Below are 13,646 nucleotides of genomic sequence, written 5' to 3' on the forward strand. Positions count from 1 at the left end.
TCCTCCTCAGCAAGCCATACCGCCGGCACGAACTCGCCACCAAAGTCAGAACCGCCCTGGAGGCCGGAAGGCTGCTGCCCAAGGCAGGCTGAGGCGGCCCCCAGGTAGGTGGCCACCCCTTCCGGCCGCGCGCCCGGGGCCGCGTCACGCGCCGGGCGGAAGCGCCTTGCGCGCCATCGCCACGGCGCCCTGCCGCGAGCGTGCCGCGCCGACGAAGCGCCGGACATGCACGAAGACGGCGTCCTCCACCCCGGACCGCGCGGCGAGGTCGCCTTCCTGCAGCCCCGCCCAATCCTCCGGCAGCGGCTGGCGCTGCGCGAAGGAGCCGGGCTCGGGCGGCATGGTGTCCAGCATCCAGTTGCCGTTGGAGGCCGGGCTGACGGCGAAGAGCACGGGCAGGTCGTGCGCGAAGACCGCGCCTTTCCAGGGCATGCCGCGGTCCAGCACCAGGATGCGCGGGTCCTCGCCCTCGCGGTGAGACTGCAGCACCGAGGCCTCGGCCGCGTGGCGGGCGCGCAGCCCCTCCACCCGGCGGCCCAGGATGCCCTCCACGAAGGCCGCCGCTTCCAGGAAGGCGGCGTCGCCGGCGGTCGGGCCGTCCGAGGCCGGGTCGTCCCAGGTGGGGTTGAAATCGCCCACCAGGGCCGCGAGGCCGAGCGCGTCGTCCAGCACGGGGCCGTTCACGGAAACGCCGTTGTCCACCTCGTCGATGCGGCGCACGAGCTTGCGGTCCAGCTCGGCCGCGATGGCCGGCGCCCATTCCGCGGCGGAGGGCTCCAGCAGCCGCCCAACGGCGCGTTCCCCGTAGACCTGCCAGATCAGCCCGGCGGAGGAGAAGGGCGTGCCGTCCTCGCGCTGCGGCGCGCCGCGCTGGTGGTGGTCGAAGCGCTGGCGGGCCGCGTCGAAGACGGTGCCCACGTCCCACACGATGTCGGCCGCCTCGATCGGGCCGGGCTTGCGCGTCCGCAGCAGGGTGTGGTCGGTGCCCGGCGCCTGCAGGCCGAGCGCGAGGCGCAGCACGGCATAGGCGAAGACCTCGTCGCAGTGGAACTTGCCGCTATGCGTCGCCAGCACGGGCATGGGGGCCGCGGCGCTCATGCGGACACCAGGGCGCGGCCGCGCAGCAGGGCGGCGGTGCTGGGCGCGCGGCCGCGGAAGGCGGCGTAGAGCTCCATGGGGTCGCGCGTGTCCCCCGCGCTCAGCAGGGTGCGCAGCCGCGCGGCGACCGCGGGGTCGAAGGGGTCGCCCGCCTCGGTGAAGGCCTCGAAGCCGTCGGCGTCCAGCACCTCCGCCCAGAGGTAGGCGTAATAGGCCGCGGCATAGCCGCCGCCGGCGAACAGGTGCTGGAAATGCGCGGAGCGGTGGCGCATGCCGATTTCAGCTGGCATGCCGATGCCGGCCAGGAACTCCGCCTCGAACCGTTCGATGTCGATCGTCTCGGGGGCGGGATGGCTGTGCAGCGCCATGTCGATCAGCGCGGAGGAGGCGTATTCCACCGTGGCGAAGCCCTGGTTGAAGCCGCGCGCGGACAGCAGGCGCGCGCTCAGTGCCTCGGGCACCGGCTGTCCCGTGCGGTGGTGCAGGGCGTAGCGCCGCAGCGTTTCCGGCAGCGCCATCCAGTGCTCGTAGATCTGAGAGGGCAGCTCCACGAAGTCGCGCCGCACGGAGGTGCCGGACTGCGCGGGATAGCGCACGCGGCTCAGCAGGCCGTGCAGGGCGTGGCCGAACTCGTGGAACAGGGTTTCCGCGTCGTCGAAGCTCAGCAGCACGGGTTCGGACTTCGCGAAGTTGTTGTTGTTGACGATCACGGGCGAGACCGGCGCGTCCAGGTTCTCCTGGTCGCGGTAGCTGCTCATCCAGGCCCCGGAGCGCTTGTCGGCGCGCGCATAGGGATCGGCCAGGAAGACGCCGACATGGCCATCGGCGTCGCGCACCTCGTAGGCGCGCACGTCCGGATGATAAACGGGCGCATCGGGCCGTGGCGTGAAGGTGACGCCGAAAAGGCGGGTGGCGGTGTCGAAGGCGGCCTGCTGGATGTTGTCGAACACGAAGAAGGGCTTCAGCTCCGCCTCGTCCAGCGCATAGTCGGCCAGGCGGACCTTCTCGGCATAGAAGCGCCAGTCCCACGGCGCGATGGCGCCCTCGAAGCCCTCCGCGCGGGCCAGGGCCAGCAGCCGGTCGCGCTCGGCGGCGGCCTTGCGCTTGGCGGGCTCCCACACCTCGGCCAGCAGCCCCTGCACCGCCTCCACCGTGCCGGCCATGCTGTCGGCCAGGCGGAACTCGGCGAAGCTGCCGTAGCCCAACAGCCGGGCGCGCTCCTGCCGCAGCGCTAGGATCTCGGGAACGAGCGGGCGGTTGTCGTGCTCGCCCGGATGGGTGCCGCGGGCGATCCAGGCCTTGTAGGCCACCTCCCGCAGGTCGCGCCGGGCCGAGAAGGCCAGGAAGGGCTCGATCAGGGAGCGCGACAGGGTGACGGCGAAGCCGGCCAGCCCGCGCTCGGCCGCGGCGGTCGCCATGCCGTCCCGCAGGAAGTCCGGCAGCCCGCCGAGGTCGTCCCCGGAGAGGGCGAGGTGCCAGGAGGTCTCGTCGTGCAGCACGTTCTGGCCGAACTGCGTGTGCAGCACCGCCAGCCGCTCGGAGATCGCGGTCATGCGCGCCTTGGCTCCGGCGTCCAGCGCGGCGCCGCTGCGGATGAAGCCCAGATGCGTGCGCTCCAGCAGGCGCATCTGGTCCTCCTCCAGCCCCAGGGCGTCGCGCCGGGCGTGCAGCGCGGCCACACGGGCGAAGACGGCAGGGTCCAGCGCGACGCGCATGCCGTGCTGGGCGAGGCGGGGCGACATCTCCCGGTCCAGTGCCTCCAGTGCCTCCCCGCCCTGGCTGACGACGAGGTTGGAGAACAGCGCCCCCACCCGCGCTAGGCCGCGCCCGCTGCGCTGCAACGCCTCGATCGTGTTCGCGAAGCCGGGTTCGGCGGGATCTGTCCCGATGGCCGCGACCTCCTCCAGGTGCTCCGCCATGGCGGCGGCGAAGGCCGGGGGGAAATGCTCCGGCCGGATCCGGTCGAAGGGCGGCAGGCCGAAGGGCGTGGCCCAGGGTGCCAGCAGGGGGTTGGTCTCGCTCATGCCGCTATAGGTGGCCAAGCGCGGGGCGGGTCAAGCCGTGCCGCGCCCGGGAGGCCGCCGGCGGGGACGCCGCCCGATCCGTCGGGTGTTTTTACACGGCCTTGCGTCCGGTCGTCCCGACGGCTCAAATCCGTTTGTAACCGCGCGCTTTTCGGACGTGGCACGACGCCTGCGTCTGTTTGTCTTCCGGGGGAGCTTTGCGCCGCATGAATTCGTTTGTGACAACCATCGTTTCGTTCTTCTTCGCGACGGCGCTGACCATCCCCCAGGCAAAAGCGGCGTTTCTTGACCCGGCGAGCTGGCTGGGCGCGATCAGTGGCCGGGGCCCGGCCACCGTCGCGGCCTTTCCGGGTCCCAAGGCCATCACCTTGCGCGACGACTTCGGCCCCTGGACGCCGGCCACGCAGAACACACCCGTTTTCGTCGGGCCGGACGCCAACCCCTACAATCCCACGGGCTTCGCGACGCGGGGCTTCCTGGGGGACCTTCCGGCTTCCGGCCCCGGTGAGTGGAGCGGGCTGTTCACCTGCAACAGCGCCTATTCCGGCTGCCTCGGGGCAACGGAGATCACCTATCGCCTGCCGTTCGCCATCACGGGCATCGCCGGCAACCTCGATTACGGCTTCGGCTTCTCCGGCGACACCGCCGACGCCCTGCCCTTCTTCGGCTTCGACCGGAGCTTCTTCGACCCCGAGTTCGGGCCGCGCTACAACGGCTTCTGGGGCGAGGTGTTCGCGCCCACCGACACCATCCGCGTCCGCTGGTCGGACCCGGCCGACAGCTTCGCCTTCTTCAACCTCAGCAGCGCCGTGGTGGTTCAGGCCCGGTCCTCGCCCACGAGCGTTCCCGAGCCCGCCTCGGCCGCGCTGCTCGGAACCGGCCTTCTGGGCCTGATGGCGGCGCGCCGGCGGCTGCGCGGCGGCTGAGGCGCCTCAGGCGGGCGGCAGCCAGCCCAGGGCGCGCAGCCGCTCCCGCTCGCCCGCGAGGAAGCGATCGCCAATGTCGGCGCGCCAGCGCAGCTCGGGCGCGACCACGTTGCGCGCCCGCTCCCGCGCATGCTCCTGCGCCGCCTCCACCGTGTCCCCGGTGCCTGTGACGATCATCAGGTGGCCGGAACGGCGGCGGCCGAGCAGCTGCCCTTCCTCCATGCGCATGTCCACGAAGTGGTAGCCGTCCCGCTCCGCCCCCTCGGGCGGGCGGAGAAAGAACACGGGCGGGTCCTCCTCGGGCGGGGTGGTGGTGTGGTGGGCGGGAAAGGGCGGCACGGTCAGAACGATGGCCACCGACCAGCCCGGGCGTGTGCTGAAGCGCCGCGGCTCACGCGGGACGGCCATGCGCCCCATCAGGTCGCCCCAGCCATCCGGCTGCAGGGCCGCCAGCACGGCGAAGCCGGGATTGCCGAAGCGGCAGGTGAATTCCAGCGGCCAGACGCCGCGCTCGTTCACCATCAGGTTCAGGTTGACATAGCCGACATGCCCGGCCTCGGCGAAGCGCGGCGCGATGCGGTCCAACGTGGCGGCGAAGAGCGCCTCGGAATCCTCGTAGGAGGCGAGCGTGCCCATCTCGCCCGTCATCTCGCCCATCTCGCCGGGAAAGAAGCGCTTGTGCTCGAAGTCGATGCAGGCCGGGCGCAGGAAGGCCGTGCCGTCGAAATAGGCGCCGACGCCGACCTCCACGCCCTCGATCCGCTCCATCAGCAGCACGCGCCCCTCACCCGCGCGGCGCAGCATGAAGGCGACGTCCCCGCCCGTGGGATGGTCGCCCACGAAGGTGTTGCGCCCGACCTCGTCGTGCTTGAGGACGAAGCGGCCGGGATTTTTCCCGAGCCATTCGAGGGCGAGCGAGGGGTGCTCGAAGGACAGGCTCTCGGCCACGGCCAGCCCGGCCTCGCGCAGCACGGCCTGGCCGAAGTCGCGCTCCTGCTCCAGCCGGTCGCCGAATGCGCTGCCGCCAACGACGCGATAGCCCTCCCGGCGCAGCGCGTCCTGTATGGCGCCGCGGCCGATGCGCTCGAAGAAGACGATGCCGTCCCGCCCGACCCAGTCCAGCTCCGCGCGCCAGTCGGGGACGCAATCGATGAGGCCACCGAAGGCGCGGTCTTCCGGCGGGTCCTCCGCATGGACGCGGACCTCGTGCCCCTCCCGCAGGAGGGTGAGGTAGACGTCGCCCAGATAGGCGCGTGGGCCGATGGCGAGGATCCGCATGCGCGCTCCGTTTCTCCCGGTGCGCCCCGGGACACACCGGGGCGCGGCGTCAACGCCGCGCGCACCGGGCGGGATGCGCCCCGCCCGGACGTGTCGCGTCAGGCCAGCTCGGCCCCACGGCGCTCGGGGATCAGCAGCCAGAGCGCCAGCATGTCCAGCACATAAAGCGCGGCCAGGGCGGCGATGGCGAACTGGAAGCCGTGGGTGCCGGCGATGGCGGCCACCACCACGGGGCCGAAGCCGCCGACCGCCCGGCCGATGTTGAACAGCACGTTCTGCGCCGTCGCCCGCGCCGCGGTGGGGTAGAGCTCGCTCATCAGCGCGCCGTAGCCGCCGAGCATGCCGTTGACGAAGAAGCCCATCACCGCGCCGCCGATCAGCAGCGCCGTCGGGCCCGTCAGTTGCGCGTAGACCACCACCATGACGGCGGCGCCGATCATGTAGGACAGGAAGGCCGGGCGCCGGCCCACGCGGTCCGCGATCTGGCCGAAGGCGTAGATACCCACGGCCATGCCCAGGATCGTGACCGCCGTCCACACCGCCGATTGCGTCAGCCCGTAGCCGAAGCGGCTGTTCAGGTAGTTCGGCAGCCAGATCATCACGCCGTAGTAGCCGAAGTTCTGCACGGAGCAGAGGATCACCAGGCCGAGGCTGATCTTCGTGGTTTCCGCGTCCTTCACCAGCAGGCGCAGGGGAAACCCTTCGCGCACGGCCGCGGCGCTGCGGGCGGTGAACATCTCCGGCTCGTGCAGGGTGCGGCGGATGGCCCAGGCGACGAAGGCCGGGAGGACACCCACCGCGAACATGCCGCGCCAGCCGATGATGGGCAGCAGCAGCGGCGTCGCGACGGCCGCCAGCAGCACGCCCGCCTGCCAGCCCAGCCCCACATAGGAGGAGGCCCGCGCCCGCTTGGAGGCCGGCCAGGTTTCGGCCACCAGGGCCATGCCGATGCCGAATTCCCCGCCCAGGCCGATGCCGGCGATGGTGCGGTAGGCCAGCAGGTCCCAATAGCCTTGCGCCAGCGCGCAGAGCCCGGTGAAAACCGCGAACAGCACGATGGTCCAGGTGAGCACCCGCACCCGTCCCAGCCGGTCGGACAGCATGCCGAAGATCAGCCCGCCCAGCACGGCGCCGACCAGCGTGCTGGTGACGAGGGAGGCCGCCTCGGGCTGGCTGAGACCGAGTTCCCCGGCGATGGCGCGCAGCATGAAGCCCAGGATGAGCAGGTCGAACCCGTCCATCGCGTAGCCGACGGCGGAGCCCCAGAGCGCCTTGCGCGCTTCCGGCGTTACGGGTGCATCCAAGGTCGTTTCCCCCTCTGGCGCCGCACCGCCCAGTGGGGCGGCCGGCGGGCGGGGCTCCTATCAGGCAACGCGGTCGGCGAGCAACCCGACGGCCAGGGCGTAGTTGATCGGCGAGTTGTAGCGCCGGATCACCCGGAGGTTCGGCAGGCCCAGGAACACCTGCCCGCCGCTGCGCGCGGGCACCGCGAGCGTGGCCTCGGTGTCGCCACCCGGCAGGGGCGATCCGTCGGCCCGGCGCCAGCCGAGCCGCGCCCACTCACCGACCGATCGCTTGGTGTCGGTGTCCACCCGCTCGATGTCGAAACCCGCGGGCGGGCGGGCCTCGATGGCCCAGCCGCGCTCGGCCTGCCAGCCGGAGCGCGCGAGATAGTTCGCGATGGAGCCCAGCGCGTCGGCGCGGCTGCCCCAGATGTCCTTGCGGCCGTCGCCGTCGAAGTCCACGGCCAGCCGCTCGAAGCTGGTCGGCATGAACTGCGGGTGGCCCATGGCCCCGGCCCAGGAGCCGCGCATGCCCTCGGGCGAGACGTGCCCGGCATCGAGGATCCGCAGCGCCGCCAGCAGCTCGCCGCGGAAGAAGGCGGCGCGGCGGCCTTCCCAGGCCAGCGTCGCCAGCGCCTCCACCACGCTGAAGCCGCCGGTGTTGGAGCCGTAATTCGTTTCCATGCCCCAGATCGCCACCACCACGCGGGGCGAGACCTGGTAGCGGGACTGGATCGCCTCCAGCACGGCGCGGTTCTCGGCATAGGCGCGGCGGCCGTTCTCGATCCGCGTCTGGGACACGATGCGGTCGCGGTACTGCTCCCAGCTCAGCGCGCCCTCGGGCTGCTTGCGGTCCAGCTCCAGCACGCGGGCCAGGGGGCGGATCCCCGACAGGGCGCGCTGCACGGTGGGCGCGGACACCCCGGCGCGGCGGGCATCGGCGCGCAGCCCGTCCAGGAAGGTGTCGAAGCCGGCGGCATCGAGCACGGCCTCCTGCGGAGCCGCCGCGACGGCAGGTGCCGCAACCGGGGGCGGCACCACCACCAGGGGGGCGGCCGTCGGGGCAGCCGTCGGGGCGGCCGTCCGGGCGGGCGGGGTGGAGGAGGCGCAGCCCGCGATGACGGGGCCTGCGCTGGCGAGGAGGAAGCGGCGGGAGAGCATGCCGGAGACTTGGCAGGAGGGACGCGAGGGCGCAACCGCCGGTGGGTCCTTGCGAGGCCGCGCGCACGCGCGCGGCACCGGGCGTGGCACGCGCGGCACGCTTGCCATCACCAATCCAGGGCCGGCGGCGCCAGGGGCTGCCCGCGCCGGGCGCGCTCGGCCGGCGGAAGCGCGTCGCAGGAGGGCCAGATCCCGCTGCCGAGGGCCGTGGCATAGCCCTCCGGCAGGCCCGCCGCGCGCATGGCCGCGGCCGCGGCGGCGTGGTCGTAGGAAAGCGGCCGGATCTCGGCGCGAAGTCCCCTGCCCCCTGGCCAGAGGAGCGCGAACCAGCTCCGCGGCGTGCCGTCATCCGCGGGCATGCCGATGGCGCCCGCGTTGAGCCAGAGCCCGCCGCCGGCCACCCGCGCGAAGGGGATGCCGCAATGGCCGGCGACGACGCCGTCGCACCCGGCCGACGCGATCTCGGCGGCCAGGGCCTCCTCGGGGGCGGAGGCGAAAAGAAAGCGCGCCGTCTCGGCCACTCCGCCATGGATGACGGCCAGCCGCCGCCCGCCGATCTCCAGCACCAGCCGCGCGGGCATGGCCGCCATCCAGCGCCGCTGCGCGCCGCTCAGCCGCGCGGCGGCATAGGGGTACCAGGCGCGGGACAGCAGGTCGCAGGCCGTGCCCTCCCCGAAGCCGCAGCCGCAATCGGGCTGCCCCCCGGCCAGGTTTTCCTCGCAGTTGCCGGCGATGACGGCGCAGCCGCTTTCCATCACCCGGTCCAGCGTCGCGGCGGGATCGGCGCCGTAGGCCACCACATCCCCGGTGCAGACGATGCGCGCGGGCGGGATGCCGAGCCGCTCCGCTTCCGCGAACAGCGCCGTGGTGGCCTGGAGGTTCGAATAGGGGCCGCCGAAGACGAGCACGGGTCCCTCCGCGCGCAGAACCGGCACAGTCACGCCACGATCCTCCCCTTCTCCAGCCGCAGCCGCCGGTCCGCGTGGCGCCGCGCCAGTTCCGGCTGGTGCAGGCTGACCACCACGGCAAGCCCTCCGCGCGCGAGGTCGCGCAGCAGTGCCAGCACCGCCTCGGCGTTGGCGGGGTCGAGGCTCGCCACCGGTTCGTCCGCCAGCAGCACGGGGGCGCGCTGCATCAGCGCCCGCGCGATGGCCACGCGCTGCCTCTGGCCGCCCGAGAGCGTGTCCGCCCGCCGGTCCGCGACCGCCTCGAGCCCCACGCGACCCAGGCATTCCGCCGCGAAGGCGCGCTCGGCGGCGGGCCAGAGCCGCAGCGCCGCGCGCCAGAAGCCGATGCGCCCCAGCGCGCCCACCAGCACGTTGCTCCGCGCCGTCAGCCGCCGCGCGAGCGCGTGGTGCTGGAACACCAGGGCGGGCCGCCCGCCGCCGCAGCGCACCGTGCCCGAATGCGGCACCAGCCCCGCGGCCGCGCGCAGCAGCGTGGTCTTGCCGGCGCCGGACTCGCCCTCGATCGCCAGCACCTCGCCGGGCGAGACGGCCAGGGTCACGTCCGACAGCACGGCGCGGCCGCCGAGCGAGACGCCCAGTCCCTCGATCCGGAGGCCGCCGCTCAAAGCAGCGCGCGGCGCAGCGCGCCCGACAGCCGGTCCGCCGCCAGCACCATCGCGACGATGATGAGGAGGATGGCCAGCACCCGCGCGAAGTCGAGCAGGTCCACCGCGTTCTTCAGCTCCTGCCCCAGCCCCCCGGCTCCCACCACGCCGAGCACGGTGGAGGCGCGGATGTTGAACTCCCACACATACAGCACGGCCGAGGCGGTCTGCGGCAGGGTTTCCGGCACCAGCACCACGGCCGCCGCCTGCGCGCGCGAGGCCCCGGCCGAGAGCGCCGCCTCCACGGCGGAAAGCTCCGCCGTTTCCAGCGCCTCCGACCAGAGCTTGGCGATCGAGCCCGTGGAGTGCAGCGCCACGCCCAGCATCCCCGCGAAGGGCCCGAGCCCCACGGCCGCGACGAGGATGAGCGCGAACACGAAGCCGTCCACGCCGCGCAGCGTATCCAGCAGCGCGCGGACAGGGTGGTAGAGCACCGGCAGCGGCGCCACCGGCCGCGCCGCCAGCACCGCGAGCGGCAGGGCCAGAAGGGCGGCGACCGCCGTGCCGAGGCTCGCGATCGCCACCGTTTCGGAGGCCCGCCGCAGGAGGTCCTCCGGCCCCGAGAAGTCCGGCGGGAAGGCGCCGGCCAGCCAGCGCGCCAGCCGCGGGAGCCCCGCCAACAGGCGCCCCGGATCCGGGGAGACGATCCAGGTGCACCATGCCAGGAAGGCGGCGAGCGCCAGCCAGCCGGCCCAGCGCCGCATCACCCCCCGCCGATCCGCCCGAGCGCGCGGCCGGCGGCCTCGATCATGGCGTAGCTGGCGGGCGAGGCGGCCTCCCAGCCCGTGTAGTTCGCGGGCATGACGCGGGCGGCCGTGGGGCCGTCGATCCCCAGCGCCGCATCCAGCAACGCGAGCCGGGTGGCGGCATCCAGCCCGCGCCGCACTGCCAGCGCGTCGTTCGGCAGGGGGGCGGAGCGCCAGACGATCCGCACCTGGTCCTCGCGCACGCGACCGGCCGCGATCATGGCGGCCAGGTTGCGGTCGTAGTCGGTGGCCAGGTCCACCTGGCCGTTGGCGACCGCCGTGACGTTGGCGGGGTGGGAGGCGCCGTCGCGGTAGCGGAAGAAGGTCTTGGGATCGATCCCCTGCATCCGGAACCAGTAGCCCGGGATCAAACAGCCGGAGGTGGAGCCGGCATCCGCGAAGGAGATGGAGCGGCCGCGCGCATCCGCGGGGAAGTTCGGGAAGTCCAGTTCCGGCCGCGAGATGATGATGGCCTGGTAGGTGGGCCGCCCCTGGTACTGCACCACCGCCAGCGCCTCCGCCCCGGCACGGTCCTTGGCCAGCACGTAGCCCCAGGGGCCCATCCAGGCGCAGTCCACCTGATCGTTCGCGAGGGCGACCGCGATGCCCGCCCAGTCCGTGGTGACCGTCAGCTCGAAAGGGCGGCGGGCCGCCCGCGCCAGATGGGCGAAGAAGGGCTCGTAGGCCCGGCGCGTGTCGCCCGCGGTGGGCTGGAACGGCCCCACGGCGAAGCGCAGCGGCGCACCCTGCGCCCGCGCGCGCGGCGCCAGCGCGAGGGCGGGAGCGGCGAGCAGCAGGGCGCGCCGGGCAGCCTTCATGGATGCGCCTTTCAACGGCTGCACGCCGCGCCGCCGAGCACGCAGAAGCGCGCGCAGTGGGGGTGGTTCAGGGGCACCGGCCGGCTGGCCTCGGCCAGCGTCGTGCCCAGCTCGAACTGCGGGTCGTAGGCCAGGAGGGTGCAGGCCAGCACCGTGGGCGCCCGGGCATCGCGCCGGCGCACCACCATGCGGGAGGAGGCGCACATCACGCTGTCCGGGGACTTGCCGAGGATGCCCCAGCAGGCCTCGGTGATCTCCGGCACGTCGGCCTCGGGGTCCATCTCCGGGAACAGCATCAGCGCCACCGGGTCGGAGGCGTCGAGCGGGATGCCGCGCGCGGCGAAAAGGCGCGCGTAGCCGGCGCGCAGCACCGCCTCCGGCTCGTGCCCGAAGGCGGCGCGGCCGGCGACGTTCACCGCGAAGCCCTGCTCCATCAGCCAGGCCATGCCTTGCATGGTCTTCTCGAAGGTGCCGCGCCCGCGTTCGAGGTCGTGCAGGGCTGGGCCGTAGTGGTCGAGGCTGACGCGCAGCGTGAGCAGCCCCGGATGCGCGGCGTTCAGCGCCGCCAGGCGGTCCTTGTGCCGCATCATCGGCCGCATGGCGTTGGTCAGCACCAGCGTGCGGAAGCCGCGGCCCAGCACATCCTCCAGCATCGCCGGCATGTCCGGGTTCATGAAGGGCTCGCCGCCGGTGAAGCCGATCTCCTCCACCGGCAGGCCGTCGCGGCGGATCTCGTCGAGATAGCCGGCCACGTCGGCCGCCGGGAGGTAGGCCAGGGCGTCGTTGCGGGGCGAGCTCTCGATGTAGCAGTTGGCGCAGGCCAGGTTGCAGAGCGTGCCGGTGTTGAACCACAGCGTCCGCAGCGCCCCCAGCGCCACCGCCGCGCGGCGCTCCCCCTTCGCCGTCCGGGCGGGGTCGCGGAACTTGGCGGGAGGTCTTTCGGCGGGCAGGGCGGCGGGGATCGTCAAGGCGCGGGTTCCGCGAGGGCTTCGGCCCCTGATGTTGCCCCTTTCACCCCCCCTGCAAAGGGCCCCTCCCCCGGCCCGGCCCGCCGGCTCATCCGGGAATGGGCGCCGGAGCGCCCGGTCCCGCGTCGCGGATGAGGCACCAGGGCGCTTCCTCCCCCGCGCAGCCGGGCCAGAAGGCCTCCCGGCAGGAGCGGTTGCGCTGGGTCAGCCAGCGGGGCGCGGACAGGCAGCGCCGCCAGTTGCCGGGGCTGGCGGCGGGCCCTTCCAGGTACAGCGTTTCCATCCAGACCTTGCCGGCCTGCTCCAGCGCCGGCAGCACGTCGGTGGCCCAGGGCCACTTGGCCGGCAGGGCGGGGCGGGCCAGGGCGATCGCCCCGCGCGACACGGCGCGGCGGTAGCCCTTCAGGAAGTGGGATTCGAGCCGCACGCCGAAGGCGCCGCCCCGGGTGCCGATCAGGGCCTCCACCACCGTCATGTCGCACCCGTTTGGCAGGATCAGCGCGGTGGGGAAGGCCAGGGCGGTGCCAGGGAAGGTGCCGGCGCGCGCGAAGAGGTCGATCTCGAAGAAGTAGCCCACCACCCGCATCCGCGCCGCCGCCGCGCGAACGGCCGCCGCCTCGCTGCCCGCCGGGACGGCGTTCCACTGCCGCACCAGCGCCGCCCAGACCGCCGCCGCCCCGGCATAGCCGGGCTGGGAGGCGGCCCAGTGGCGCTCCAGGTCCTGGCCGTTGCCGCGCCCGCCATCCTCGCGGGCCTCCCCGATCATGCGCAGGATCACCTCCTCAGCCCCCGCCGCGCCCCAGGACACCACATGCGCCAGGCGATGGGCCCGGGCCTCGGCGTCCAGCAGGGTTTGCAGCATGATCCCCACGCCCTGCGCCACCAGCCCGCCCTGGCTTTGCCCGGTCAGCACCACCTCCCCGCCCCGGGGGTCGCGGGCATAGGCGGCCGCGTCGCCGATCATCCGCAGCGCGGCGGTGGAGGTGAACTGTGCCCGGCCGAAGGTCAGCCCCGAGGCCCAGCTCCGGAAGTCCCGGTGCTCGAACACATGCGTGCCGGCGATGGCGTAGATCCGGTGCGGGGCGAGGCCGCGCTCCGGGCGGGCCTCGAAGGCGGCGGCCGCGAAGCCGCTGAAATCGTCGGCGTAGAGCGCCGCCAGGCGGTAATCCGCGAGCTGCGCGGCGCTTTCCGGGGCAAGGACCGGCGGCCCCTCCCCCGTGGGCAGGCGGATGTCGTAGGCGATGTCGGCCGCCAGCACCGTCGCCTCGTCCAGCCGCCAGAGCGCGGCGATGGAGGACCGGCGGTCCTCCAGCACGGCCGCGGCGCTGGCATCGGGAAGATAGAGCGTGGCCGGGTTGCCCTCTGGCAGGCGCAGGTCCTGCACCGGGCCCAGCTGCAGCTCCAGCCGCAACTGGCGGCCGGAATCCTGCAGCCGGCTGCGGATGGCATGGTGGGCCAGGATGTCGCGCGCGAAGGGGACCAGCCCCGCGAGGGACAGTTCCAGCGGGCGCGTGACGCCGGGCGGGCGCGGCGGCGCCTCGTCGCATCGCGCCGCCTCCGCCGCGCCCGCGGGACGTGGCCCTTCCAGCGCGCCGGAACGCGCGGCGGGGAACAAGGCCAGCACAAGGACGAGGGCGAGGCGGAGCCGGGCGGAACAAGCAGACATCGCGAAAGCTCCTGATGGCCCAGACTACCGCGGCCGCGCGGCGCTGCCTTCCCCCGGGGGCGTGGC

General features: G+C 73.6%; 12 protein-coding genes. 1 reads left to right on the forward strand and 11 read right to left on the reverse strand.

The features are described 5' to 3' along the window. Nucleotides 1-144: 144 nt before the first annotated feature. Both ACFFIC_RS10865 and ACFFIC_RS10870 read right to left on the reverse strand, forming a co-directional pair. Entirely contained in the window at nt 145-1,098 is a 954-nt protein-coding gene (locus ACFFIC_RS10865; RefSeq protein ID WP_377050181.1) for an MYG1 family protein, read from the reverse strand. Further along, the gene (locus ACFFIC_RS10870; RefSeq protein WP_377050182.1) at nt 1,095-3,122 is read right to left on the reverse strand and encodes a M3 family metallopeptidase; all 2,028 of its coding nucleotides are present in this window, start codon (nt 3,120-3,122) and stop codon (nt 1,095-1,097) included. The genes ACFFIC_RS10865 and ACFFIC_RS10870 overlap by 4 nt, the downstream gene beginning before the upstream one ends. Before the next feature lie 218 nt (nt 3,123-3,340). Here ACFFIC_RS10870 and ACFFIC_RS10875 point away from each other — a divergent pair, with 218 nt between their 5' ends. Continuing rightward, the gene (locus ACFFIC_RS10875) at nt 3,341-4,048 is read left to right on the forward strand and encodes a PEP-CTERM sorting domain-containing protein (protein ID WP_377050183.1); all 708 of its coding nucleotides are present in this window, start codon (nt 3,341-3,343) and stop codon (nt 4,046-4,048) included. A 6-nt stretch (nt 4,049-4,054) separates the two neighbouring features. Here the strand turns inward: ACFFIC_RS10875 and ACFFIC_RS10880 are convergent, their stop codons facing one another. The 9 genes from ACFFIC_RS10880 to ACFFIC_RS10920 all read right to left on the reverse strand — a co-directional run bounded on the left by ACFFIC_RS10880 (nt 4,055) and on the right by ACFFIC_RS10920 (nt 13,580). Continuing rightward, a complete protein-coding gene (locus ACFFIC_RS10880) occupies nt 4,055-5,326 on the reverse strand; it encodes a hypothetical protein (RefSeq protein WP_377050184.1) in 1,272 nt (423 codons plus the stop codon). A gap of 98 nt (nt 5,327-5,424) precedes the next feature. Then, nucleotides 5,425-6,630, reverse strand: a complete 1,206-nt coding sequence (locus ACFFIC_RS10885) for an MFS transporter (protein WP_377050185.1) — start codon at nt 6,628-6,630, stop codon at nt 5,425-5,427. Between the two features lie 60 nt (nt 6,631-6,690). Continuing rightward, on the reverse strand, nt 6,691-7,770 hold the full coding sequence (locus ACFFIC_RS10890) for a lytic murein transglycosylase (protein WP_377050186.1): 1,080 nt from the start codon (nt 7,768-7,770) through the stop codon (nt 6,691-6,693). A 107-nt stretch (nt 7,771-7,877) separates the two neighbouring features. Then, nucleotides 7,878-8,711 carry a metallophosphoesterase family protein gene (locus ACFFIC_RS10895; protein ID WP_377050187.1) on the reverse strand — a complete coding sequence of 278 codons (834 nt, stop codon included), beginning with the start codon at nt 8,709-8,711 and terminating at the stop codon, nt 7,878-7,880. After that, complete coding sequence (locus tag ACFFIC_RS10900) at nt 8,708-9,343, reverse strand: phosphonate ABC transporter ATP-binding protein (protein WP_377050188.1); 636 nt, start codon at nt 9,341-9,343, stop codon at nt 8,708-8,710. Before ACFFIC_RS10900 ends, ACFFIC_RS10895 begins: the two co-directional genes overlap by 4 nt. Beyond that, complete coding sequence (gene phnE, locus ACFFIC_RS10905) at nt 9,340-10,086, reverse strand: phosphonate ABC transporter, permease protein PhnE (protein ID WP_377050189.1); 747 nt, start codon at nt 10,084-10,086, stop codon at nt 9,340-9,342. Before phnE ends, ACFFIC_RS10900 begins: the two co-directional genes overlap by 4 nt. Further along, nucleotides 10,086-10,946 carry a phosphate/phosphite/phosphonate ABC transporter substrate-binding protein gene (locus tag ACFFIC_RS10910; protein WP_377050190.1) on the reverse strand — a complete coding sequence of 287 codons (861 nt, stop codon included), beginning with the start codon at nt 10,944-10,946 and terminating at the stop codon, nt 10,086-10,088. Before ACFFIC_RS10910 ends, phnE begins: the two co-directional genes overlap by 1 nt. Nucleotides 10,947-10,957: 11 nt before the next feature. Then, nucleotides 10,958-11,914, reverse strand: a complete 957-nt coding sequence (locus tag ACFFIC_RS10915; RefSeq protein ID WP_377050191.1) for a radical SAM protein — start codon at nt 11,912-11,914, stop codon at nt 10,958-10,960. 88 nt (nt 11,915-12,002) lie between these two features. Continuing rightward, entirely contained in the window at nt 12,003-13,580 is a 1,578-nt protein-coding gene (locus ACFFIC_RS10920) for a hypothetical protein (protein WP_377050192.1), read from the reverse strand. Nucleotides 13,581-13,646: the final 66 nt, after the last annotated feature.

It is taken from the genome of Muricoccus vinaceus, assembly GCF_042433125.1.
Classification (GTDB): Bacteria; Pseudomonadota; Alphaproteobacteria; order Acetobacterales; family Acetobacteraceae; genus Roseomonas; species Roseomonas vinacea.